We start from the raw sequence: 24,868 nt of genomic DNA on the forward strand, positions 1-24,868 counted from the left end.
TAAAGTTATAAGTTAACTTTAAACTTAGTTTTTAGGTTTTTTAGTTCCGTATAATGAACGACCTTGTCTACGTCCGTCAACGCCTGAAGTATCTAGCGCACCACGAACAATGTGATAACGCACACCAGGTAAGTCTTTTACACGTCCACCACGTACAAGTACAACACTGTGTTCTTGTAAGTTATGACCGATACCAGGGATATACGCATTAATTTCGATGTTGTTAGATAAACGAACACGAGCATATTTACGTAAAGCTGAGTTAGGTTTTTTAGGTGTCATTGTGCCGACACGAGTACAAACACCACGTTTTTGTGGAGAGTTTAACTCAGTAAATTTTTTCTTTTTACTGTTAAAACCTCTATTTAAAGCTGGTGAATCTGATTGTTTGCTTTTACTTTGTCTTGGCTTACGTACCAATTGGTTAATAGTTGGCATGTGAATGTCCTCCTCTCTTGATTTATAATCCCACACATCCAGGTGGTTCATTTTCAGAGTAAATAAAATTTAGTAAGAAAAATTCTTACTAATCTCATTTCAATAATGCTACGATAGTAGCACTAACATTAATACCTACATACTCTCCAAGTGCTTCTTTGCTACTAAAAAAAGTAATAGGCATTGCTTGTAGATTGATTTGGCTTAACACGCGAGTAAGTAAATAAACTTGTACGTCTTGAGCAATAATCAATGATGTCACTTGATCTTTCTTCAGAGCTTTTAGCGTCTGTTTGAGACCAATAACATAGTGTTGTTTGTTAAAGCGTGCAACTTTTTCATTAGACATTGAATATCCTCCAAAGTTCTGCTTGCATCAACCTTAATAATAATAACATCGATATTGTACATAGTCAACTTTAATTTGGACTATTAAAACAAAAAAACGAGTGACCGAAATAGCTTTCGGTCACTGTTATTTAAGCTTTATGATTCAGTAAATTCTATCGATTCTTCAACCTCTTGTTCTGGCTCTGTTTTATCGTATTCAACGTCTCTATAACGTCTCATACCAGTACCCGCTGGGATAAGTTTACCGATAATTACATTTTCTTTTAGACCTAGTAAGTTATCACGTTTACCTTTAATTGCAGCATCAGTAAGTACACGAGTTGTTTCTTGGAATGAAGCCGCTGATAAGAAGCTTTCAGTTTCAAGAGATGCTTTCGTAATACCTAATAATACTGGTTTTGCTGTCGCTGGACGTTTACGTTCTTTAAACGCATCACGGTTAGCATCAGTAAAGTTGTGAATATCTACTAGTGAACCAGGTAATAATTTTGTATCTCCTGCTTCAATGATACGTACTTTACGTAACATTTGTCGTACCATAACTTCAACGTGTTTATCGTCGATTTCAACACCTTGCATACGGTAAACTTTTTGTACTTCTTTTAATAAGTAACTTTCAGTAGCATTTAGACCAGCAACTGACAAGTAATTTTTCGGTTCAATTGAACCTTCAGTTAATACTTCGCCACGTTCTACGCTTTGTCCAATTTCAACTTTAAGTCTTGAAGTACCTGAAGCAAGATAAGATCTAACCTCGTTACTACCCTTAATAACAATTTCTTGTTGACGGTCTTTAGCTAATTTAATATCTTCTACAACACCTTCGATTTCTGTAATAACCGCTTGTCCTTTTGGATTACGCGCTTCAAAAATCTCTTGGATACGAGGAAGACCTTGAGTGATATCACTTCCTGCTACACCACCAGTATGGAATGTACGCATTGTAAGTTGGGTACCAGGTTCACCGATTGATTGGGCAGCGATTGTACCAACTGCTTCACCAACTTCAACCTTTTCACCTGTAGCAAGGTTTTTACCGTAACATTTTTCACAAACACCATGTCTAGTATTACATGTAAATGCTGAACGAATATACATTTGTTCGATACCAACATCAGTTATTTGCTTAGCAATTTCCGGTGTGATTAATTCGTCTGGACGAATAATAATTTTATCTGTCTCAGGATGACGAATTGTTTCTTTAGAATAACGACCTTCGATACGTTCGATAAATGGTTCAATCATTTCAGTACCTTCTCTAATATCTGAAACAAGTAAGCCACGGTCAGTTCCACAATCTTCTTCACGTACGATAACATCTTGTGCAACGTCCACAAGACGACGAGTAAGGTACCCTGAATCGGCAGTTTTCAGTGCTGTATCGGCAAGACCTTTACGTGCACCGTGAGTAGAAATGAAGTACTCTAATACTGTTAAACCTTCACGGAATGATGATGTAATCGGTAATTCAATAATCTTACCTGATGGGGCAGCCATAAGTCCACGCATACCAGCTAACTGAGTAAAGTTAGACGCGTTACCACGGGCACCAGAATCACTCATCATGAAGATTGGGTTTGTTTTTTCTAATGATTGCATTAACTCGCCTTGAATTTGTTCTTTTGCGTCAGTCCAAATTTCAACGACTCTGTTATAACGTTCATCTTCAGTGATTAAACCACGATTAAATTGTTTAGTTACTCTTTCAACAAGTTCGTCATGTTCATCTAAAATATCTTTCTTGTCTGGTAATACAACAATGTCAGATACACCAACAGTAATACCAGCTTTAGAAGAGAATTTGAAACCTAAATCTTTCATTCTATCAAGCATCATAGATGTATCAGTTATGCTGAAACGATTAAACACTTCTGCAATGACATTACCTAAGAATTTTTTATTGAATGGTTCAATAAGTTCTTTATCTTCAAAGTATTCCGCTAATCCACCTTCACTTAGTTCAGTTGCAGATACGAAATATTTATCCGGTGTTTTATCTTCTAAGTTAGCTTGTGTTGGTTCATTAATATAAGCAAATGAATCCGGGATGATTTCATTGAATATAACTTTACCTACAGAAGTTGTTAAAATTTTATTATTTTGTTCTTCTGTAAATGTCGGATTATTGAATGATCTAGCATGTACACCAATACGAGTGTGTAAATGAACATAGCCGTTTGCGTATGCTTTTAACACTTCGTTAGTATCGTTGTATATTGTTCCAGTATTCACAGCGCCTTTACGTTCTAATGTTAAGTAGTAGTTACCTAATACCATATCTTGGGATGGTGTAACAACTGGTTTACCATCTTTAGGATTTAGGATATTTTGTGCTGCTAACATTAACATACGTGCCTCAGCTTGCGCTTCTTTTGATAATGGTACGTGAACAGCCATTTGGTCACCGTCAAAGTCAGCGTTATATGCTGTAGTAACAAGTGGATGTAAACGAATAGCGCGGCCTTCAACCAATGTAGGTTCAAATGCTTGGATACCTAGTCTGTGAAGTGTAGGCGCACGGTTAAGTAACACCGGATGTTCGACGATAACGTCTTCTAATACATCCCATACTTCATCGTCCATACGTTCAATCTTGCTTTTCGCATTTTTAATGTTGGTAGCAATTTCACGTTGAACTAATTCTTTCATGATAAATGGCTTGAATAATTCTAAAGCCATTTCTTTAGGGAGACCACATTGATACATCTTCAAGCTTGGTCCTACCGCAATAACAGAACGACCTGAATAATCTACACGTTTACCAAGTAAGTTTTGACGGAAACGACCCTGTTTACCTTTCAACATATGTGAAAGTGATTTTAAAGGACGATTTCCTGGTCCAGTTACTGGACGACCACGACGGCCATTATCGATTAATGCGTCAACAGCTTCTTGTAACATACGTTTTTCGTTTTGCACGATGATACCAGGTGCGCCTAGATCTAATAAGCGTTTCAAACGATTATTACGGTTAATGACACGACGATATAAATCATTCAAATCACTTGTAGCAAAACGTCCACCATCTAATTGAACCATTGGTCTAATTTCAGGTGGGATAATTGGAAGTACGTCTAAAATCATCCAAGCTGGATTATTACCAGAATGTCTGAATGACTCTACAACTTCTAAACGTTTAATTGCACGAGTAAGTCTTTGACCTGTTGCGGATTCTAATTCATCACGCAACTGTTTAAGTTCTTCATCTAAGTCGATTTCTTCTAATAATTCTTTAATACCTTCGGCACCCATTTTGGCATTGAATTGCCCAGGGAATTTATCATAGTATTCTCTGAATTCAGCTTCAGATAATAAAGTTTTCTTCTCTAATCCAGTTGGACCTGGATTAACAAGTACATATGATGCAAAGTAAATTACTTCTTCTAGAGCTCTAGGAGACATATCTAATAATAGCCCCATGCGACTTGGAATACCTTTGAAGTACCAAATGTGAGAAACGGGTGCAGCTAGTTCAATATGACCCATTCTTTCACGTCGTACTTTAGATTTAGTTACTTCAACACCACATCTATCACAAACCATGCCTTTATAACGAACACGCTTGTATTTACCACAACTACATTCCCAGTCTTTAGTAGGTCCGAATATTCTTTCACAGAAAAGACCATCTTTTTCTGGTTTTAACGTACGATAGTTAATTGTTTCTGGCTTTTTAACTTCCCCAAATGACCATGAACGGATTTTTTCAGGTGAAGCAAGTCCTATTTTCATATAATGGAAATTATTTACATCAATCAAGGAGCCTACCTCCTTCAATTTAGATTACTGTGCAAATTGATTGATTAGCTTATATCGATCAATAGTTTGCAAGTGAGATAAAGGCAACCATCAAATAATTTTATCTAATATAAGCACTATTAATGTATTGCCTCATTGCTCAATCGCAAGACTATTAAAACTTAAATACAATTAGTCAGTGATTTCTTTTTGAGATTCTGGCGCGTCTTTTTGTTGTAAGTCAACTTTGCGCTCTGTCGTATCTTCATCTTCGTTATCATGCATGTCAATTTCATTATCATGTTCATCCATAATCTTAACGTCTAATCCTAAACTTTGTAATTCTTTCATCAATACTCGGAATGATTCAGGAACACTTGGTTTAGTAATATTTTCACCTTTGACGATAGATTCATATGTTTTAACACGACCTACAGTGTCATCAGATTTATAAGTTAAGATTTCTTGTAACGTATAAGCAGCACCATATGCTTCAAGTGCCCATACTTCCATTTCACCGAAACGTTGTCCACCGAATTGAGCTTTACCGCCTAGTGGTTGTTGAGTTACAAGTGAGTATGGTCCAGTTGAACGAGCATGTAATTTGTCATCAACCATGTGAGCAAGTTTAAGCATATACATTACACCAACGGAAATACGATTATCAAATGGCTCACCAGTACGGCCGTCATAAAGTACAGTCTTACCATCTCTAGCCATACCTGCTTCTTCAATCGTAGACCAAACGTCTTCATCATTAGCACCATCAAATACCGGTGATGCAACGTGAATGCCTAGATTTTTAGCGGCCATACCTAAGTGTAATTCAAGTACTTGTCCGATATTCATACGTGATGGCACACCTAATGGGTTTAACATGATGTCAATTGGCGTACCGTCTGGTAAATAAGGCATGTCCTCTTCAGGAACAATTTTAGAAATAACACCTTTGTTACCGTGACGACCACACATTTTGTCACCGACATGAATTTTACGTTTTTGAACGATATATACACGTACTAGTTGATTTACACCAGGAGATAAAGTATCGTCGCCTTCTTCACGGTTAAATACTTTTACATCAAGTACGATACCGCCTGCACCGTGAGGTACACGTAATGAAGTATCACGAACTTCTCTAGCTTTTTCACCAAAAATTGCATGTAGTAAGCGTTCTTCAGCAGTTAACTCAGTTACACCTTTAGGAGTTACTTTACCTACTAAAATATCACCATCATTAACTTCTGCACCAACATAAACAATGCCTCGATCATCTAAGTTTTTCAATGCACTATCAGAAACATTTGGAATGTCTCTTGTAATTTCTTCAGGTCCTAATTTAGTGTCTCTCGCTTCTGATTCATATTCTTCAATGTGAATAGAAGTATATACGTCATCTTTAACAAGGCGTTCACTCATTATTACAGCATCTTCATAGTTATATCCGTCCCAAGTCATAAAACCAACAACGACGTTACGGCCTAATGCCATTTCGCCTAATTCCATTGAAGGTCCATCAGCTAAAATTTCGCCTTTAGTTACGACATTACCTGACGCGACGATTGGTCTTTGGTTGTAACAAGTACCTGTATTTGAACGTTTGAATTTAGATAGTGGATAACGATCTAATTCGCCTTCGTATTCTTTGCCGTCTTCTTCAATAAGTCGACGCACTAAAATTTCGTTAGATTCTACGTGTTCAACGCGGCCTTTGTGCTTAGCAATAATTGCAGCTCCAGAGTCACGTGCAGCAACATGTTCCATTCCTGTACCAACAAATGGTGATTCAGGGTTCATCAATGGTACCGCTTGTCTTTGCATGTTCGCACCCATTAACGCACGGTTAGAGTCATCGTTTTCTAAGAATGGAATACATGCCGTCGCAGCCGAAACGACTTGTTTAGGTGATACGTCCATATAATCCATTTTTTCTTTCGCCATAACAGTGTTGTTACCACGGAAACGACAAACAACTTCATCATCTAAGAAACGACCATTTTCATCTAATTTAGAGTTCGCTTGAGCTACTACATAACTGTCTTCTTCGTCAGCTGTTAAATAGTCAATTTGATCTGTAATTGCATTAGTTTCTAAATCAACTTTACGATATGGCGTTTCGATAAAGCCAAATTCATTAACTCTAGCGTAACTAGATAAAGAGTTAATAAGTCCAATATTTGGACCCTCTGGCGTTTCGATTGGACACATACGACCATAGTGAGAATAGTGTACGTCACGTACTTCCATTTGAGCACGCTCACGTGTTAAACCACCTGGTCCAAGCGCAGATAGACGACGTTTATGCGTTAACTCGGCTAACGGGTTAGCTTGGTCCATGAATTGTGATAATTGAGAGCTACCAAAGAATTCTTTGATAGAAGCAATAACTGGACGAATATTGATTAATTGTTGTGGTGTGATTGAGTCTGTATCTTGAATAGACATTCTTTCTCTTACAACACGTTCCATTCTTGATAAACCAATACGGAATTGGTTTTGTAACAACTCACCTACTGAACGTAGACGACGGTTACCTAAATGGTCAATATCATCAGTGAAACCAATGCCACTTAATAAGTTAAAGAAATAAGACATTGATGCTATGATATCTGCTGGAGTAATACATTTAACTTCTGAGTCAGGGAATGCATTACCAATCACTGTTGTTTTACGTTCTTCTTCATCATTAGGAACATAAACTTTAATAGATTGAATTTCAACGGGTTCATCAATAACCGTACCTTCAAGTTCATAAACTTCACTATTAGCATTTGATTCTAAAACATCCATTATTTCATCGATTTTGCGACGGTCTAAAACAGTACCTTCTTCTGCTACTATTTCACCTGTTTCAGCATTAACGATAGGTTCAGCTAATTTTTGATTGAACAAACGATGTTTTAAATGTAATTTTTTGTTTGCTTTATAACGACCTACACTTGCCAAATCATAACGTTTTGGATCGAAGAAACGTGAATATAATAAGCTTTTTGCATTTTCTACCGTAGGTGGCTCGCCAGGACGTAAACGTTCATAAATTTCTAATAATGCTTGGTCAGTATTTTCTGTACCATCTTTCTCTAATGTGTTACGTAAATATTCATTGTCTCCAAGTAAATCAATGATTTCTTGATCTGTTGAGAACCCTAAAGCTCTTAAAAGAACTGTTAAAGGTAACTTTCTTGTTCTATCGATACGTACATATACAACATCTTTTGCGTCTGTTTCATATTCTAACCATGCACCACGGTTTGGAATAATTGTTGCGTCATAGTTTGTACGACCATTTTTATCTAATTTTTCATTAAAATAAACGGATGGTGAACGCACTAATTGAGATACGATTACACGCTCAGCACCATTAATTACAAATGTTCCGGTGTCAGTCATTAATGGGAAATCACCCATAAATACTTCTTGCTCTTTCACTTCACCAGTTTCTTTAATAATTAAACGTACTTTAACACGTAGTGGAGCCGCATAAGTTGTATCGCGGTTTTTTGATTCTTCTAAATCATATTTTGGTTCACCAAGTCTATAATCAACAAACTCTAATGAAAGATTTCCAGTGAAATCTTCAATTGGTGAGATGTCGCGGAACATTTCTAATAATCCTTCTTCTAAAAACCATTCATATGATTTCGTTTGGATTTCTATTAAGTTCGGTAACTCTAATACCTCTGAAATTCTCGCGTAGTTTCTACGTTTACGATGTCTTCCATATTGGACAAATTGACCTGCCAAACAGATTCACCCCTCAAAAATTGTGTGTTTACTTTTAACGAATAACTCAATATAATAAGACAAAAAGAAAACGGTAGCACTCCTTATGACACCATTTTCGATTTACTATATTTACAATTTGCATTGCTGTATTGTTGATAAAAGTACACACTTATTGAACATAAATTTTTACATTCTATAACTATATCAGAATTACACTCTGAAATCAACCTTCACACTTTTCAAAATGTAATATCCTTTACTTTTTTCAATCACTTCAACGTTATTAAATATTTCGTGCATTTTCTTCTTCGCAGATGGCATACCTTGCTTTTTTTGTATGACTACATACAAGGATCCATCACCACTTAATTTACTATATGCATCTTCTAATATGCCATGTACCACTTGCTTCCCTGCCCTAATAGGCGGATTAGTTATGACAAAATCATAATTATTGTCAACAGTTTGCGCTAAACCGTCACTTTTCAAAATCAGCACATTGTCAATATGATTAATGCTTTTATTTTTTTCAGCTAATGCCAATGCACGTTCATTAACATCTACCATCGTAACTTCGTGATGTGGTGCGCTTTTAGCTATCATCAAACCTATTGGACCATACCCACAGCCAACATCAACTATTTTCTTTTTTGGACCTGGCGGATTAGATTTCAAAAAAGTTCTGATTAATAAATCAGAGCCATAATCTAACTTATCTTTAGAAAATACACCTTTATCAGTTGTTAATGTTATATTATGTTTATCATAGGAGTATGTAAAAGTTGTTTCATCGCTTGCAACCTCAGGATTTTCATCATAATAATGGCTCATGACTTCACCTCTTAAATATTAATTGTTAAATGAATTATATAATATTTTACGTCGTTCGGCTTAAAGGACTATCTCATTTCAAACCAAAAAAGATAAAACCCCGTTATATGTATAACGGGGTTTTCACTTCTCAAAATCTTAGACTGCAAGGTGTATCTCTAATAGTGAAATATCTTTGTTACTGCAATATAAAATTATTTTTGAGTATTAAGGCTCGAATTATTTTAATTCTACTGAAGCGCCAACTTCTTCTAATTGAGATTTAAGTGCTTCTGCATCATCTTTAGATAATCCTTCTTTAACTACGCTAGGAGCTCCATCTACTAATTCTTTAGCATCTTTTAATCCTAAGCCAGTTGCTTCTTTAACAGCTTTAACAACTTTGATTTTAGATGAACCAGCTGAAGTTAATTCAACGTTAAATTCAGTTTGTTCTTCAGCAGCGTCTGCGCCACCTGCTGCGCCGGCAGCTGCTACTGGAGCTGCTGCAGTTACACCAAATTCTTCTTCAATTGCTTTTACTAAGTCGTTTAATTCTAATACTGACATTTCTTTAATTGCTTCAATGATTTGTTCATGATTAGCCATTTTATTATTCCTCCGTTAATTTAAAATTTTTGCGCGATTATTCAGCGCTTTCTTCTTGTTGTTCTCCAACAGCTTTAACCGCATAAGCGAAATTGCGTACTGGAGCTTGTAATACAGATAAAAGCATAGATACAAGACCGTCGTGAGATGGTAATGAACCAACTGTTTTAACTTCTTCAGCTGAGATTACGCTACCTTCCATAACGCCTGTCTTAATTTCTAACGCTTCATGTTCTTTTGCAAATCCTGCAAGTACTTTTGCTGGTGCAACAACATCTTCAGTTGAAGTAGCAACAGCTGTAGGTCCAACTAAAAATTCGTCTAAACCTTCGATACCTGCTTTTTCAGCTGCGCGACGTACCATTGTGTTTTTGTATACTTTATACTCAACACCAGCTTCACGTAATTGATTACGTAATTCTGTAACTTCAGATACGCTTAATCCACGATAGTCAACGATAACAGTTGAAACCGAATTTTTAAGTTGATCAGCGATAACATCAACATGTTGTTGTTTTGCTTCAATGATAGCAGACATTTAGACACCTCCATATAGTTTAATTTTGGTGCTTTTAATTTTGATATTGGCAAAACAAATATATGTAGTAACCAATAAGCAATAAAAAAAGCACTTTCTACCCGCGGCAAAAAGTGCTTGAAAGTTTTTTTATCACGTTCAAGTCAATTTTAGCCTCGGCAGGATAATTTTTAAGTTACGGATAACTCCTACTGTCTTAGGTAAAATAATCACATAAACCAATATAACTTGTTTATGTAAATAAGTCAATATTTAATTATAGACTGAAAGGGCATCTTCCAGTCTAATATCATTTTCTTTAAAATTACAATTTAAAGCTTGAAGTATCAACTTTGATACCAGGCCCCATAGTTGTAGTTAAGTTAACAGATTTAAAGTAAGTACCTTTAGCTGAAGATGGTTTAGCTTTTGTTAAAACATCTTGTAAAGCTTTAAAGTTTTCTACTAATTTGTCTGTATCGAATGATGTTTTACCGATTGAAGCGTGGACAATACCAGCTTTTTCAGCACGGTATTCTACTTTACCTGCTTTAATTTCTTCAACAGCTTTTTTCACATCCATTGTAACAGTACCAGTTTTAGGGTTTGGCATTAAACCTTTAGGTCCTAATACACGACCTAATTTACCAACTTCACCCATCATGTCTGGTGTAGCAACAACGACATCGAAGTCGAACCAACCTTGTTGGATTTGAGTTACGTAGTCGCCTTCGCCTACATAATCTGCTCCTGCTTCTTCTGCTTCTGTCGCTTTGTCACCTTTAGCAAATACTAATACACGTTGTGATTTACCAGTACCGTTTGGTAGCACTACAGCTCCACGGATTTGTTGGTCATTTTTACGTGTATCAATGCCTAAACGGAATGCTACTTCAACCGAAGCATCAAAGTTAGCAATGCTTGTTTCTTTAGCTAATGCAACCGCTTCTTCAACACTATAATGTTTTTGGCGATCGATTTTATTAGCTACTTCTTGATACTTTTTACTTTTCTTAGCCATTTTAAGTTCCTCCTTTAGTGGTTTTAGCGGAATTTCCTCCCACGTTTACTTGTGTACACAAGTTAAGAGCAGACAACAAATTTTTCGAGAATTAAAAGGATGTTCCTCGCTCATTCATCAAGCCATAAATAAAATATAACTTTTGTTATCTGCTATTATAATTTATCGTTTCAATATTAATGTTATTAGTCGACTGTAATGCCCATACTACGTGCAGTACCTTCAATTATACGCACTGCTGCTTCTTCGTCTGCAGCATTTAAATCTTGCATTTTGCTGTTAGCAATTTCGCGTACTTGATCTTTGGTTACTGAAGCAACTTTGTTTTTATTAGGTTCACCTGAACCTTTTTCAACTCCTGCTGCTTTTTTAAGTAGTACTGGCGCAGGTGGTGTTTTAGTAATGAATGTAAATGAACGATCTTCATATACACTAATTTCTACTGGAATGATTAAACCTGCATCCTCTTGAGTACGTGCGTTGAATTCCTTACAGAATCCCATAATGTTCACACCTGCTTGACCTAATGCTGGTCCAACTGGTGGTGCTGGATTTGCTTTACCTGCAGGAATTTGTAATTTAACTACTTTTTCTACTTTTTTAGCCACGATGTGCACCTCCTTGATATCGTGATGTGGTCATAGGACTAAGTTTTGCCCTCCCACTCTTCAACATTTCGTGACGAAATGAAACGCTCTTAAGCGCGACCACAGTATTATAACATCAACTAAGATTAGAAAGCAATAGTATTTTTTCTAATTTGCAGCTGATGTTACGATTTTGTTTATTATAATTTCTCTATTTGATCAAATTCTACTTCGACAGGAGTTTCTCTACCAAACATGTCCACTAACACTGTAAGTTTGAATTTATCGGCTTCAATCTCTTGAACCTCTCCCACTTGATTCGCAAAAGGCCCTGATTTGATTGTAACTTGTTCCCCTACTTCAACTTCAACGTCGATAGTTTTTTCTTTTAGACCCATTTGTTTTAAAATATAGCGCACTTCATCGGGTAATAATGGATTGGGTTTAGAACCTGATCCAGCAGAACCGACAAAACCAGTCACTCCTGGTGTGTTTCTCACTACATACCATGACTCATCAGTCATCACTAATTCAACTAATACATAACCAGGGAATGTTTTCTTCGTTAATGTTTTTGCTTTCCCATCTTTTACTTGTGTTTCTTCCTCTTCTGGTATGACAACTCTAAAAATTTGTTCTGTCATATTCATAGATTCTACACGTTTCTCTAAATTCTTTTTAACCTTATTCTCATATCCAGAATACGTATGCACGGCATACCAATGCTTTGCGCCAACTTCTTCAGACATGTCGTCACTCCTTATTATTTAATTATTTCTATGATTCTGCCAATCCCTAAATCTAAGGCATAGAAGAAAGCTAAGAAGAATACTACCGTTGATACAACGATAACTGTGTATTTAAACAATTCTTCTTTAGTAGGCCAACTTGTTTTTTCCATTTCTGACTTAACGCCTTGAAAGAAATTTTCTTTTTTAGCCATATTACAGACCTCCATCTCAATTCAATCTTAAATTATTATCTTACTACTCTATTGATTAAATGAAGTAGGTAAGAAAACATTCTAAGTATTATTTCGCTTCTTTATGAACGGTGTGTGCGTTACATCTCGGACAATATTTTTTCAGAGTTAATCTCATCGTAGCATCGTTATGCTTTGGAACGTTATAATTTCGGTTACCACATTCTTCGCAACTAAGCGGTACTTTTTTCACTAGACTTCACCTTATTCATTATAATACCAATATACTATACATAAACAGCAGGATAAATGTCAAACCTCAACTCATTGATTGTTAAACTAATAATGATATGAATTCATTATATGTGATACTCAATCGGCTAAATATATTGTTAATTTTTTTCTCAATTTCAATTTGCATCTTTGGATAGCATTATAAATATTTTTATTATTAACATTTAACTTTGCTGCAATTTCATGAGGCGAATATCCTTGCAGTAACAATGCAACGACAGAACCTTCAAAATCACTTAATATTGACAGACTTTGAGTAACTTGATCTACAATTTCGTTTTTAAGAACAAGCTGTTCCACTAAATGATAGTGTTTGAAATAATTATAATCTACTTTATATTCATTAATTAGCATTTCTTGTTTATTATAAAGACTAGTTTTTTTGCGTAAATAATCATATTTTACTGATCTCACTATTTTATTTATATAGTGTTCAAATGGAATCGCCTGACGGAAGTCAAAATGGCCCATTGCCAAAAATATTTTGACTACTACTTCTTGATATAAATCATCTCTAACATAACTATCTATGGCGTAATGATTTAATCTCTTTCTGATTTTAGGTTCTAGCTGTTTTAAGTACTGTGCTAAATCTGTACTATTTTCAATACATAACTTACTCGGTTGCTTGTGTTCTTCAGTTGTTTTATTACGTACCATATGTAGAGTCCTTTCTTAAAATTACAGACATCATACATAATTCCTCTTGTTAAATCAATACTGCTAAATCAGTCTTTTTTACGATCCCCACGTCTTATTTTTTCAAATTCTTCTAATATGTCATTTGAAAGTTCAATACGAGTACGTGGTTTGCGTTCTTTGAAGCCATCAAGCGACTTTGAAATTGTTGCTTCGCTTTCTTTTAAATCTCGCCACATTTCTCTAGAAGAAATTCTATAAGCACCCGTTCCAAATATGGCGTGTTGTTCACTCATATCACTCGTTACAACTGTAATGTGTGTAGTATATTTGTCATACAAATCATAAACATATTTTTCAATATAACTATCGGCAGTTTCTTTTTCTTTTGTAAAAACGACTTTAACACCATGGTACATGTATTCGGACTGCATACCAGATTGATCGTAAGCATCAAATACACAAAGCACTTCATCTGCAATCACAGCACTATAATTAGCAATGGTAATAAGTAGTTTTTCTCGAGATTCTTCTAGGTTTCCTTGGGCTAATTTACTTAACTCAGTTGATTGCCCAATCATGTTATAACCATCAATGATCAAGTAACGAGATTTCATTAGCTATCTCCTATCTGATTTCGTTTACGATATATTTCATACATCACTAAACTAGCTGCCACTGATGCATTGAGGCTATTCACATGACCTACCATAGGAATCTTAATATAAAAATCACATTTATCCTTTACGAGTCTGCTCATTCCTTGACCTTCACTGCCGATGACGATTGCAAGTGACATGCTAGCATCTAACTGACGATAATCCGTCGCGTTATCCGCTTCTGCACCGGCTATCCAATACCCTCTATCTTTTAATGTTTCAATTGTTTGAGCTAAATTTGTCACCCTCATTACAGGTACATGCTGTATAGCACCTGTACTTGCTTTTACTACCGTTTGAGTTAAAGCAACTGAACGACGTTTCGGAATGATTATACCATCAACACCCGAAGCATCTGCCGTACGAATAATTGAACCTAAATTATGAGGATCTTCTAAACCATCTAAAATGATAACTGTTGATAGTTTTTCCTTATTTTGCTGTTCATGAATAAAGTTATCAAAATCAGCATATTCATATGGCGCTACGAATGCAGCGACTCCTTGGTGAGGCGCATCTGAAAGGTTGTCTAATTTAGATTTTGGAACAGTCTGCACTATAAGTTTATCACTTTTTGCTTTTTTTAAAATCTCATTCAATTGTTGTTTTTTTACACCATCTTGAATCAGTATTTTATTTATAGTATGTCCAGAAATGATTGCCTCTTTAACTGCATGACGACCAACGATTACCATGTCTTCCAATTTATTACGCCCTTTCATCAACTATATTTACTATTGTTGTTAATAATTGCTCTACTCTCTCGCTATGCCCCTCTAAATATAAATAGCCGATTATCGCTTCTAAAGCCGTACTTTTCTTATAAGTTTGTATATCGGTGTTTTTCGCTTTAGTATAACTTTTAGCATTGCGACCACGTCGCACGATATCTAATTCTTCGTCGGCAAACCATTTTGCCCCCATTAAGGTTTCTAACGTTTGAGCTTGGCTTTTAGCTGATACATAACTTTTTGAGAGTTGGTGCAATTTATTTGGCTTACTTTTTAGCTTCAAAACAATATAAGTACGTACATGTTGATCTAGAACTGCATCTCCCATGTATGCTAAGGTTAAAGGATTTAACAATTTCGCATTTATTTTATCCACGTTTAAACCTCACACCTTGAGGCGTATCTTCTAAAATAATGTTTTGTTCTTTCAATGAATCGCGAATCTCATCAGCTCTAACAAAGTCTTTATTTTTTCTAGCTTCGTTACGTTCTTCGATAAGCGCTTCTATATCTTCATCTAATAAAACTTCAGATTCTTGACCAACAAGTGGCACACCTAACACATCGCTAAATATTTGGTACACTTCTTTAAACCTTTCTAGTACGGCTAATGAAGTCGTGTTCTCTAATACAAATTTATTAGCTAATTTTGTCAATTCAAACCATGCCGTAATAGCATTTGCAGTATTAAAATCGTCGTTCATGACTGCTTCAAATTGGGCTAATATATTATTGATTTCTGAAATGTATTCTGTTTGATCCTCAACGTCCGTAGCAATCTCAGCACGATCTACAATGGCTTTGTAACTATTACGGATACGTTCCAGACCATTTTTAGCTGCATTAACTAGTTCCATATTATAATTAATTGGACTTCGGTAATGTACGCTAATCATGAAAAATCGTAAAACATCGGGGTCTATTTCTTTAATAATGTCATGAACAAGTACAAAGTTGCCTAATGACTTACTCATTTTTTCATTATCTATATTGATAAAACCATTATGCATCCAATAATTAGCAAATGTAGCGTGGTTATGTGCTTCAGATTGAGCAATTTCATTTTCATGATGAGGAAATTGTAAATCAGTACCACCTGCGTGAATATCCATCGTTGCACCAAGCTCTTTGTATGCCATTACCGAACATTCTATGTGCCATCCTGGTCGTCCTACACCGAATGGGCTATTCCAACTGATTTCTCCTTCTTTTGCGGCTTTCCATAGCGTAAAGTCTAGCGCATCTTCTTTATGTTCACCTTGTTCAATGCGTGCGCCAACTTTTAAATCATTTAACGATTGGTGACTTAATTTACCATAATCTTCAAATTTACGTGTTCTATAGTAAACATCACCACCACTAACATACGCATAACCTTCATTTACTAAATCTTGAATAAATTGAATAATATCATCCATATGATTCATTACTCGCGGGTTTGAAGTCGCCCTTTTTACGTTAAGTGCACCAGTATCTTCATAGAATGCGTTAATATAACGCTCGGCAATCGTTTCTACAGACTCATTTAGTTCTTTAGAACGTTTTATCAATTTATCATCAACATCTGTAAAATTAGATACGTAAATCACTTTATAACCTTGATATTCAAAGTATCTACGTACAACATCATATACAATAGCTGGACGTGCGTTACCTATATGAATATAGTTGTAAACTGTTGGTCCACAAACATACATTTTAACTGTTCCTGGCTCAATAGGCTTAAACGTCTCTTTTTGACGTGTTAGCGTATTATATAATGTAATCATCTTGTATCTCTCCATTTCTCGTTTTCTCCAGCTGACGCTCTAATTCTTTCATTTGTTCATAAATTGGATCTGGTAAATTTAAATGGTCAAATGTTTTACCAATACGTCTACCATCTTGTTTAACTATATGCCCAGGTATTCCTACTACCGTTGAATAACTTGGAACTGAAGTAAGCACTACCGAATTCGCACCAATATTCACATCTGAATCAATTTGAATATTGCCTAAAACCTTAGCACCCGCTGCAATTAAAACGTTATTGCCAATATCAGGGTGTCTTTTCCCTTTTTCTTTACCTGTACCACCTAAAGTTACGCCCTGATAGATTGTGACATTATCACCGATTCTACAAGTTTCTCCAATGACAACACCCATACCGTGGTCGATGAATAGACGTTTACCAATTTGGGCACCAGGATGAATTTCAATGCCCGTAAAGAAACGTGTTATTTGAGAAATTAATCTTGCGACAACGTATTTCTTTTTTTTATATAATTCATGCGCTATTAAATGGCTCCATATTGCATGTAATCCAGCATATGACGTAACAACTTCAAATGTTGTTTTTGCTGCGGGGTCTTGCTCAAATACCATATTAATATCGTCTTTCATTCTTTTTATTACTTTAAACAAGGTATATTCCCTCCCTAATAAAAAAGCACCCTAACAATATATGTTAGAGGTGCTTTTGCACGGTTCCACTCTTTTTTATAATAGTGATAGCCCAAATTTATAAAAATCCGAACTGTTAACTAGTATACGCTCATTTGTATTTATTTAATTATAAAGATACGGAGGTGCATTCCATAATCGTAGTGATGTACTTCCAGCAACCGTACACTCTCTTAACACTATCAACTATTTACTAATCCTCTGTTATTCAACATTAATCATAAGTGGTTTGTTGTAATTTTTCAAGTTTCAAAATCCAACTACTTTATAAATATTTTTTTAGTCTTGATAACACTTTGTCTTTGCCTAGTACTTCAATCGTATTTGGTAATTCTGGTCCATGCATTTGACCGGTAACTGCTACTCTGATTGGCATGAATAGTTGTTTACCTTTAATACCAGTTTCTTTTTGTACTTCTTTAATTGTTTTTTTGATTTCTGCCGCTTCAAATGGTTCTAAAACTTCTAATTTACCATATAAGTGATTTATTAGTTCAGGAACTTGTTCACCATCTAATATTTCTTGTTCGTCTTTACCGAGTGCTTGTTCGTCACGGAAGAATATCTCAGATAATGGCACAATTTCACCTGCATAACTCATTTCTTTTTGATATAACGCAACTAATTTACGTCCCCAATCTAAGTCTGTCTCAGAAGGATTTTCTGGTAATAATTCAGCCTTGATTAAGTGTGGTAATGCTAGTTCAAATACTGTTTCAGCGTCTTTTTGTTTCATATATTGGTTGTTAATCCAAGCTAGCTTTTGTTTGTCGAAGAAAGCAGGTGATTTTGATAAGCGCTTTTCATCAAATATTTTAATAAATTCTTTTTTAGAATAAATTTCATCTTCGCCCTCTGGTGACCAACCTAATAAAGTAATAAAGTTAAATAACGCTTCTGGTAAGTAACCTAAATCACGATATTGCTCGATAAATTGTAAGATTTGACCATCACGCTTACTTAATTTTTTACGTTCTTCATTAACAATTAATGACATATGTGCAAAGCGAGGAGGCTCCCAACCAAATGTTTCATAAATCATGATTTGTTTCGGTGTATTAGAAATATGGTCATCGCCTCGAATAACATCTGAAATTTCCATGAAATGATCGTCTACTGCTACAGCGAAGTTGTAAGTAGGAACACCGTCTTTTTTAACGATTACCCAGTCACCCATATTGTTTGAATCAAATGAAATTTCGCCTTTAACCATATCATCGAATTTAAATGTAGTATCTTGAGGAACTCTGAATCGAATAGAAGGTTTACGCCCTTCAGCTTCAAACTGTGCGCGTTCTTCTTCAGTTAAGTGCGCATGTTTACCACCATATCTTGGCATTTCACCGCGAGCAATTTGTTCTTCACGTTCTGCCTCTAATTCCTCTTCAGTCATATAACATTTATAAGCTTTATCCTCATCTAATAATTGTTGAATTAATGGGTTATAAATTTCAGCACGTTCTGACTGGCGGTATGGACCATATCCTTTATCTTTATCAATTGATTCGTCCCATTCAATACCTAACCATTTTAAGTTTTCAAATTGAGAAGATTCACCATCTTCTAAATTACGTTTGCTATCTGTATCTTCTATACGAATAACAAAGTCTCCATCATAATGTTTGGCAAATAAATAGTTAAATAATGCTGTTCTTGCATTACCAATATGCAAATAACCTGTTGGGCTAGGTGCGTATCTAACTCTTACACGATCGCTCATTATGTTCACTCCAATTTAACTTTTTCTGTTTCACGGCGCATCAAAAAAGTTGAAACTTGCGTATCAACTCCAATTTGTATTCATCACAATGTAATATCTACAATGCGCGCCTTTTAATATTTTCTAATTAATAATACCATAGCTCGACTTATTTTGCTTAAGTCTTTTATGCAAAATAATAAATACTTTAAATTAACCATCATCAAAATACCATCATCAAAATAAGCAACAATTTTTCGCTATCCATTGTAGCACGTCGCCCCCTATTTTGATAACAACATGCTTAATATTATAAAAAATAAGATTTCATATAAAAAGATTATTATTACCACAACCTTTTATATGAAACCTTATAATTAAATCGCATCTAATTTTTTGGCGAAAATTATTCTACCAGAAGATGTTTGTAATAAGCTAATCACTTCTAAATCGATATGTTCACCGATATGTTTTTTAGCATTGTCGACTACCACCATCGTACCGTCATCTAAGTAGCCCACAGCTTGGCCAGATTCTTTACCCATTTTTGTTAATAACAGGCTAAAGCGGTCTCCTTGATGTACAGTTGGTTTGATTGCTTCAGATAAGTCATTTACATTTAAAGCTTGAATGCCTTGCACATGACACACTTTATTTAAATTGAAATCAGTTGTTATTACATGTGCTCTATAATGTTGCGCTAATTTTATTAACATTGCATCGATATCACTGTGTGTCTTAGTCGGATGAATAATTCTAGTAGGATGATCAGTGTCATATAATTCGTTCAAAATGTCTAAACCTCGTTGCCCTTTTTCACGTTTAACGCTGTCGTTAGCGTCAGCTATAATTTGAAGTTCATTTATAACGCCTTGTGGAATTAATATTTCTCCATCAATAAAACCACAATTAATAATATCTACTATTCTTCCATCTATAATTGCACTTGTATCAATAATTTTGGGCACGGCATTCCTAGCGTTTATTGACATTGAACGTGCCATATTTTCTGGAAAAAACAGCAACATTTCATCCCGTTTTTTCAAGCCGAATTGGAATCCTAAATAACCTAGTACAATAGTAATAATGATTGGCACAAAATGATTTAAGACGTTATTTCCTATAATTTGAAAAATGAATGATATCATAACCGAAATCAATAAACCTATAATAAGTCCAATCGTTGCAAATAATATTTCTACTGCACTTTGACGCATAAATGTTTGCTCTAATTCTTTCATACCAACAGTGATTTTATTAATAAACCACCCAAAAATTAAAAAGAACAAAATAATACCAATGAGACCAGTAAAATAGCTATTAGTTAATAATGCTATATCTCCTAAACCAGCATCAGTAGTGATGGCTGGAATAAAATATACACCTAAACTTGCACCTAGTATTATATAGCACAAGATTACAATGAATTTTACCATATTCACACTAGTAATCTCCTTTCTGCAAAACGCTCATTCATATGTACTACTATGAATAGAGCCATTGTTATTTAATTTATGTTAACTTTTTAAAGCATATTTTAAAGCTTCGTGAACACTTTTTACTCCTACTACTTTTATGTTATCTGGGAATGTCCATCCCCCTATGTTTGTTTCAGGTATAATCACCTTTTTAAAACCGAGTTTAGCTGCTTCTTGAACGCGTTGTTCAATTCTAGATACACGTCTAACTTCTCCAGTAAGACCTACTTCACCTATAAAACAATCTAAACCATCTACTGCCTTATCTTTAAAACTAGATGCTGTCGCTATTATAATACCTAGGTCAACTGCTGGTTCAGTTAATCTAACGCCCCCTGCTACTTTAATATAAGCATCTTGTTGTTGTAATAAATAATTTTCCTTTTTCTCTAATACTGCCATTAATAAACTTAAACGGTTATGATCTATACCAGTAGCCATCCGTCTAGGATTGTTAAATGTAGTTGGCGTAACTAAAGCTTGTACTTCTATTAGTAACGGTCGCGTTCCCTCCATTGTGGATACAATTGTAGATCCAGGTACATTTGTAGAACGTTCTTCTAAAAACATTTCGGAAGGATTTTTAACACCTTTCAATCCACTCTGTTTCATTTCAAAAATACCCATCTCATTTGTTGAACCGAAACGGTTCTTAACAGCCCTTAAAATACGATAAGCATGGTGTTCATCACCTTCAAAATACAATACCGTATCAACCATATGTTCAAGCAAACGAGGCCCTGCAATTTGACCTTCTTTTGTTACATGGCCAACGATAAATGTGGCAATGTTCATCTGTTTAGCTATATTCATAAGACTTTGTGTACTCTCTCTAACTTGAGAAACAGAACCTGGAGCAGAACTGATTTCTGGATGGAAAATCGTTTGAATTGAGTCTACAACAATCATATCTGGTTGTATTTGTTTCACCGTTTCGTGAATGATTTCTAAATCGGTTTCTGCAAACACATTTAACTGACTTGAATCTTCTTCTAATCTTTCAGCTCTTAGCTTAGTTTGATTTAAGGATTCTTCTCCAGTTATGTATAAAATATTGTAATCTTGAGATAAAGCTGCACAGATTTGCAATAATAATGTAGATTTACCGATACCCGGATCTCCACCAATGAGTACTAATGAGCCACTTACCACACCGCCACCGAGCACTCTATTAAATTCTTCAGATTTACTTTTAATCCTAGGCGTCGTTTCATGTTGAACTTCATTAAGTTTCTGTACTTTAGCTGATGTAGATTTACTTCTAACACCGTGTTTCGGACTGCTCTCTTTCTGCGCTATACTCTCTTCCATTTGATTCCATGCACCACAATTCGGACATTTTCCCATCCATTTCGGAGATTGATAGCCACATGCCATACATTCATATATTACTTTCTTTTTGGCCAAATTTGCACCTCCAACTTTATATAGAACAAATCTATTTTATACTTCTCTTTCTTTAAAGACAAATCAAAATGCTATTCTATTAAAAAAATCATTCCAAGTACTTCTTATGCCTAACTATTTTTTCGTACAAACAACCATGTTATAAAAGAATATTTTTGTCATCATTTACAAACAAAACTTATTTATCTATCCAACTATAATAATATATAAATAAAGACTGAGACATAATCATGTCTCAGCCTCTATTTATAAAGTAGCATTAACTACTGTACAAGAATGGAAATGCGGATATTGCTTTAGTCCTATAAAACGCTAATCCAATTCTTAAGTTACAAATTATGATTCAGTTGTTTCTTTTCTTTTGCTCGCTTTTTTACGCTTATTAATATCATATTTAAATTCTTCACCATCGTGGTCGATAACAACATCTTTACCTTCAATTTTATTACCGTCTAAGATAAGTTCACTTAGGTTATCTTCCACAGTTTTTTGGATAGCTCTAATTAATGGTCTTGCACCATATTCAGGGTCGTAACCTTCTTCAGCTATTTTTTCTTTGGCTTTTTCAGTTACTTTGATGTTGATGTCTTGTTCAGTTAAGCGTTCAGTTAATTTATTAACCATCATAGTAACAATTTCTTTTAGTTCTTCTTTATCTAATTTGTGGAAGACAATTGTGTCATCTACACGGTTTAAGAATTCTGGACGGAATGCATTTTTTAATTCTTTTAACATTGTTTTGCGAATTGTTTCGTATTCTTGGCCTTCCGCAGCACCGCCGAAACCAGCAAACCGTTGATCTTGTAATTCTTGTGCACCGACGTTAGAAGTCATAATAATTACTATATTTCTAAAGTCTACGCGACGACCTTTTGTATCTGTAAGGTGACCATCATCAAGCACTTGTAACAAGATATTAAATACATCTGGATGTGCTTTTTCGATTTCGTCAAATAAGATTACTGAATAAGGTTTACGTCTAACTTTTTCAGTTAATTGTCCACCGTCATCATGACCTACATAGCCTGGAGGAGCTCCGACTAAACGGCTCACTGCATGTTTCTCCATGAACTCACTCATGTCGACACGAATCATTGCGTCTTCTTCGCCAAACATAGATTCAGCTAAAGCTCTAGCAAGTTCGGTTTTACCAACACCCGTTGGCCCTAAGAATATAAAGCTACCAATTGGACGTTTAGGATCTTTCAATCCGGCACGCGCACGTCTTACAGCTTTACTAATTGAATTAACAGCTTCTTTTTGACCGATAACTCTTTCATGAAGCCCTTCTTCTAAGTTCAATAGACGTTGTGATTCTGTTTCATTAATTCTAGTTAATGGAATGCCTGTCCATCCTGCAATAACTTCTGCGATATCTTCTTCTGACAATGACGTACTTTCACCATTTTGCGTGTTTTTCCAGTTATTATTTGCTTCTTCGTATTGTTTTTCTAATTTAGTTTGTTTATCTCTTAAGTTTGCTGCATTTTCAAATTCTTGTGCATGCACTGCAGCATCTTTTTCGTTTTTAACTTGTTCAATTTGTTGTTCAATTTCTTTTAAGTTTGGTGGTGTTGTATGACTTTTTAGTCTAACTTTTGAACTTGCTTCATCAATTAAGTCAATTGCTTTATCTGGTAAGAAACGATCAGACACATAACGATTACTTAATTTAACTGCAGCTTCCACCGCTTCATCTGAAATATTAATGCGATGATGTGCTTCATAACGATCACGTAATCCTTTTAATATTTCAACTGTATCTTCTACAGTAGGTTCATCAACTTGCACTGGTTGGAAACGACGCTCAAGCGCTGCATCTTTTTCAATATTTTTACGGTATTCATCTAAAGTTGTCGCACCAATGCATTGTAACTCTCCACGTGCTAATGCTGGTTTTAAAATGTTAGATGCATCGATTGCACCTTCTGCGCCACCAGCACCTACAAGCGTATGCAATTCATCGATAAATAGAATTACGTTGCCAGCTTGATGAATTTCTTCCATTACTTTTTTCAAGCGTTCTTCAAATTCGCCTCGGTACTTAGTACCAGCAACAACTGTACCCATATCAAGTGACATAACACGTTTATTTTTTAACGTTTCCGGCACTTCATTGTTAACGATTGCTTGTGCTAATCCTTCTGCAATGGCAGTTTTACCGACACCAGGTTCACCAATTAATACTGGGTTGTTTTTAGTACGTCGACTAAGCACTTCGATGACACGTGTGATTTCACTATTTCTGCCGATTACAGGATCCAAAGTACCATCTTTAGCAATAACTGTTAAATCTCTCGCAAGACTATCTAATGTTGGCGTATTATTTGATTTGTTTGCTTGTGCATTTTTGTTATTCATTTCTGGGCTACCAAGTGCTTTAACTACTTGCGCACGAGCTTTTGTAATATTTAAGTCTAAGTTAGCAAATACGCGTGCTGCTACACCTTCATTTTCACGAATTAAACCTAATAAAATGTGTTCTGTTCCGACAAAATTATGGTGTAATTTTCTTGCTTCGTCCATAGATAATTCAATGACTTTTTTTGCTCTAGGTGTGTAATGTAATGCACCCATTTGTTCTTGCCCATGACCAATAAGTTTTTCCACTTCTTCAATTACTTTTTCTTCGGTAATGTCAAATGATTCTAAAACTTTTGCTGCGATGCCTTCCGGTTCTTTCATTAAACCAAGAAGCAAATGTTCTGTGCCAATATTAGAATGATTTAAACGGATTGCTTCTTCTTGAGCATGTGCTAGTACGCGTTGCGCACGTTCTGTAAGTCTACCAAATAACATA

At 35.3% G+C, this 24,868-nt stretch carries 22 protein-coding genes and 1 other annotated feature; all 22 genes read right to left on the reverse strand.

Going from position 1 to position 24,868, the window contains the following annotated elements; genetic code table 11:
• Positions 1-24: 24 nt before the first annotated feature.
• The 22 genes from rpsL to ISP02_RS10520 all read right to left on the reverse strand — a co-directional run bounded on the left by rpsL (position 25) and on the right by ISP02_RS10520 (position 24,867).
• Positions 25-438, reverse strand: coding sequence for a 30S ribosomal protein S12 (gene rpsL, locus ISP02_RS10415; protein WP_195721502.1), 414 nt, complete (start codon positions 436-438; stop codon positions 25-27).
• 94 nt (positions 439-532) lie between these two features.
• Positions 533-787 (reverse strand): ribosomal L7Ae/L30e/S12e/Gadd45 family protein, encoded by a 255-nt coding sequence (locus ISP02_RS10420; protein ID WP_195721503.1) that lies wholly within the window; start codon positions 785-787, stop codon positions 533-535.
• A 137-nt stretch (positions 788-924) separates the two neighbouring features.
• Positions 925-4,521: a DNA-directed RNA polymerase subunit beta' gene (gene rpoC / locus ISP02_RS10425; protein WP_195721865.1), complete on the reverse strand. Its 3,597-nt coding sequence runs from the start codon at positions 4,519-4,521 to the stop codon at positions 925-927.
• Positions 4,522-4,719: 198 nt separating this feature from the next.
• A complete protein-coding gene (gene rpoB, locus ISP02_RS10430) occupies positions 4,720-8,271 on the reverse strand; it encodes a DNA-directed RNA polymerase subunit beta (protein ID WP_195721504.1) in 3,552 nt (1,183 codons plus the stop codon).
• A gap of 192 nt (positions 8,272-8,463) precedes the next feature.
• Positions 8,464-9,084, reverse strand: coding sequence for a class I SAM-dependent methyltransferase (locus ISP02_RS10435; RefSeq protein ID WP_195721505.1), 621 nt, complete (start codon positions 9,082-9,084; stop codon positions 8,464-8,466).
• Between the two features lie 219 nt (positions 9,085-9,303).
• Positions 9,304-9,672 carry a 50S ribosomal protein L7/L12 gene (gene rplL / locus ISP02_RS10440; protein WP_195721506.1) on the reverse strand — a complete coding sequence of 123 codons (369 nt, stop codon included), beginning with the start codon at positions 9,670-9,672 and terminating at the stop codon, positions 9,304-9,306.
• A 37-nt stretch (positions 9,673-9,709) separates the two neighbouring features.
• Entirely contained in the window at positions 9,710-10,210 is a 501-nt protein-coding gene (gene rplJ / locus ISP02_RS10445) for a 50S ribosomal protein L10 (protein ID WP_195721507.1), read from the reverse strand.
• A 75-nt stretch (positions 10,211-10,285) separates the two neighbouring features.
• Positions 10,286-10,429: a sequence feature (ribosomal protein L10 leader region), on the reverse strand.
• A gap of 85 nt (positions 10,430-10,514) precedes the next feature.
• Positions 10,515-11,210, reverse strand: a complete 696-nt coding sequence (gene rplA / locus ISP02_RS10450) for a 50S ribosomal protein L1 (RefSeq protein WP_195721508.1) — start codon at positions 11,208-11,210, stop codon at positions 10,515-10,517.
• A gap of 185 nt (positions 11,211-11,395) precedes the next feature.
• Positions 11,396-11,818 (reverse strand): 50S ribosomal protein L11, encoded by a 423-nt coding sequence (gene rplK, locus ISP02_RS10455; protein WP_195721509.1) that lies wholly within the window; start codon positions 11,816-11,818, stop codon positions 11,396-11,398.
• 179 nt (positions 11,819-11,997) lie between these two features.
• Complete coding sequence (nusG, locus tag ISP02_RS10460; RefSeq protein ID WP_061855468.1) at positions 11,998-12,546, reverse strand: transcription termination/antitermination protein NusG; 549 nt, start codon at positions 12,544-12,546, stop codon at positions 11,998-12,000.
• A 14-nt stretch (positions 12,547-12,560) separates the two neighbouring features.
• Positions 12,561-12,740, reverse strand: coding sequence for a preprotein translocase subunit SecE (gene secE, locus ISP02_RS10465; RefSeq protein ID WP_195721510.1), 180 nt, complete (start codon positions 12,738-12,740; stop codon positions 12,561-12,563).
• Positions 12,741-12,828: 88 nt separating this feature from the next.
• Positions 12,829-12,972, reverse strand: coding sequence for a 50S ribosomal protein L33 (gene rpmG, locus ISP02_RS10470; RefSeq protein ID WP_195721511.1), 144 nt, complete (start codon positions 12,970-12,972; stop codon positions 12,829-12,831).
• 119 nt (positions 12,973-13,091) lie between these two features.
• Positions 13,092-13,673, reverse strand: a complete 582-nt coding sequence (locus ISP02_RS10475) for a sigma-70 family RNA polymerase sigma factor (RefSeq protein ID WP_195721512.1) — start codon at positions 13,671-13,673, stop codon at positions 13,092-13,094.
• Between the two features lie 68 nt (positions 13,674-13,741).
• On the reverse strand, positions 13,742-14,269 hold the full coding sequence (locus tag ISP02_RS10480) for an NYN domain-containing protein (protein ID WP_195721513.1): 528 nt from the start codon (positions 14,267-14,269) through the stop codon (positions 13,742-13,744).
• On the reverse strand, positions 14,269-15,015 hold the full coding sequence (gene rlmB / locus ISP02_RS10485; protein WP_195721514.1) for a 23S rRNA (guanosine(2251)-2'-O)-methyltransferase RlmB: 747 nt from the start codon (positions 15,013-15,015) through the stop codon (positions 14,269-14,271). The genes ISP02_RS10480 and rlmB overlap by 1 nt, the downstream gene beginning before the upstream one ends.
• 4 nt (positions 15,016-15,019) lie before the next feature.
• A complete protein-coding gene (locus tag ISP02_RS10490) occupies positions 15,020-15,370 on the reverse strand; it encodes a Mini-ribonuclease 3 (RefSeq protein WP_195721866.1) in 351 nt (116 codons plus the stop codon).
• Positions 15,371-15,410: 40 nt separating this feature from the next.
• Positions 15,411-16,811 (reverse strand): cysteine--tRNA ligase, encoded by a 1,401-nt coding sequence (cysS, locus tag ISP02_RS10495; RefSeq protein ID WP_195721515.1) that lies wholly within the window; start codon positions 16,809-16,811, stop codon positions 15,411-15,413.
• Positions 16,795-17,424 (reverse strand): serine O-acetyltransferase, encoded by a 630-nt coding sequence (cysE, locus tag ISP02_RS10500; protein WP_195721867.1) that lies wholly within the window; start codon positions 17,422-17,424, stop codon positions 16,795-16,797. The genes cysS and cysE overlap by 17 nt, the downstream gene beginning before the upstream one ends.
• 325 nt (positions 17,425-17,749) lie before the next feature.
• The gene (gltX, locus tag ISP02_RS10505) at positions 17,750-19,204 is read right to left on the reverse strand and encodes a glutamate--tRNA ligase (RefSeq protein ID WP_195721516.1); all 1,455 of its coding nucleotides are present in this window, start codon (positions 19,202-19,204) and stop codon (positions 17,750-17,752) included.
• A gap of 356 nt (positions 19,205-19,560) precedes the next feature.
• Complete coding sequence (locus ISP02_RS10510; RefSeq protein ID WP_195721517.1) at positions 19,561-20,625, reverse strand: PIN/TRAM domain-containing protein; 1,065 nt, start codon at positions 20,623-20,625, stop codon at positions 19,561-19,563.
• Between the two features lie 75 nt (positions 20,626-20,700).
• The gene (radA, locus tag ISP02_RS10515; protein WP_195721518.1) at positions 20,701-22,068 is read right to left on the reverse strand and encodes a DNA repair protein RadA; all 1,368 of its coding nucleotides are present in this window, start codon (positions 22,066-22,068) and stop codon (positions 20,701-20,703) included.
• 336 nt (positions 22,069-22,404) lie between these two features.
• Positions 22,405-24,867 (reverse strand): ATP-dependent Clp protease ATP-binding subunit, encoded by a 2,463-nt coding sequence (locus ISP02_RS10520; protein WP_195721519.1) that lies wholly within the window; start codon positions 24,865-24,867, stop codon positions 22,405-22,407.
• Position 24,868: the final 1 nt, after the last annotated feature.

Origin of the sequence: Staphylococcus durrellii, from assembly GCF_015594545.1 — a bacterium.
In the GTDB taxonomy this organism is placed as follows: Bacteria; Bacillota; Bacilli; order Staphylococcales; family Staphylococcaceae; genus Staphylococcus; species Staphylococcus durrellii.

Bases quoted from the DNA above. Each gene is read 5' to 3' on its own strand.
- rpsL (WP_195721502.1), bottom strand. From the start codon at position 438: ATGCCAACTATTAACCAATTGGTACGTAAGCCAAGACAAAGTAAAAGC.
- ISP02_RS10420 (WP_195721503.1), bottom strand. From the start codon at position 787: ATGTCTAATGAAAAAGTTGCACGCTTTAACAAACAACACTATGTTATT.
- rpoC (WP_195721865.1), bottom strand. From the start codon at position 4,521: ATGAAAATAGGACTTGCTTCACCTGAAAAAATCCGTTCATGGTCATTT.
- ISP02_RS10435 (WP_195721505.1), bottom strand. From the start codon at position 9,084: ATGAGCCATTATTATGATGAAAATCCTGAGGTTGCAAGCGATGAAACA.
- rplL (WP_195721506.1), bottom strand. From the start codon at position 9,672: ATGGCTAATCATGAACAAATCATTGAAGCAATTAAAGAAATGTCAGTA.
- rplJ (WP_195721507.1), bottom strand. From the start codon at position 10,210: ATGTCTGCTATCATTGAAGCAAAACAACAACATGTTGATGTTATCGCT.
- rplA (WP_195721508.1), bottom strand. From the start codon at position 11,210: ATGGCTAAGAAAAGTAAAAAGTATCAAGAAGTAGCTAATAAAATCGAT.
- nusG (WP_061855468.1), bottom strand. From the start codon at position 12,546: ATGTCTGAAGAAGTTGGCGCAAAGCATTGGTATGCCGTGCATACGTAT.
- secE (WP_195721510.1), bottom strand. From the start codon at position 12,740: ATGGCTAAAAAAGAAAATTTCTTTCAAGGCGTTAAGTCAGAAATGGAA.
- ISP02_RS10475 (WP_195721512.1), bottom strand. From the start codon at position 13,673: ATGGTACGTAATAAAACAACTGAAGAACACAAGCAACCGAGTAAGTTA.
- ISP02_RS10480 (WP_195721513.1), bottom strand. From the start codon at position 14,269: ATGAAATCTCGTTACTTGATCATTGATGGTTATAACATGATTGGGCAA.
- ISP02_RS10490 (WP_195721866.1), bottom strand. From the start codon at position 15,370: ATGGGAGATGCAGTTCTAGATCAACATGTACGTACTTATATTGTTTTG.
- cysS (WP_195721515.1), bottom strand. From the start codon at position 16,811: ATGATTACATTATATAATACGCTAACACGTCAAAAAGAGACGTTTAAG.
- cysE (WP_195721867.1), bottom strand. From the start codon at position 17,424: ATGAAAGACGATATTAATATGGTATTTGAGCAAGACCCCGCAGCAAAA.
- gltX (WP_195721516.1), bottom strand. From the start codon at position 19,204: ATGAGCGATCGTGTAAGAGTTAGATACGCACCTAGCCCAACAGGTTAT.
- ISP02_RS10520 (WP_195721519.1), bottom strand. From the start codon at position 24,867: ATGTTATTTGGTAGACTTACAGAACGTGCGCAACGCGTACTAGCACAT.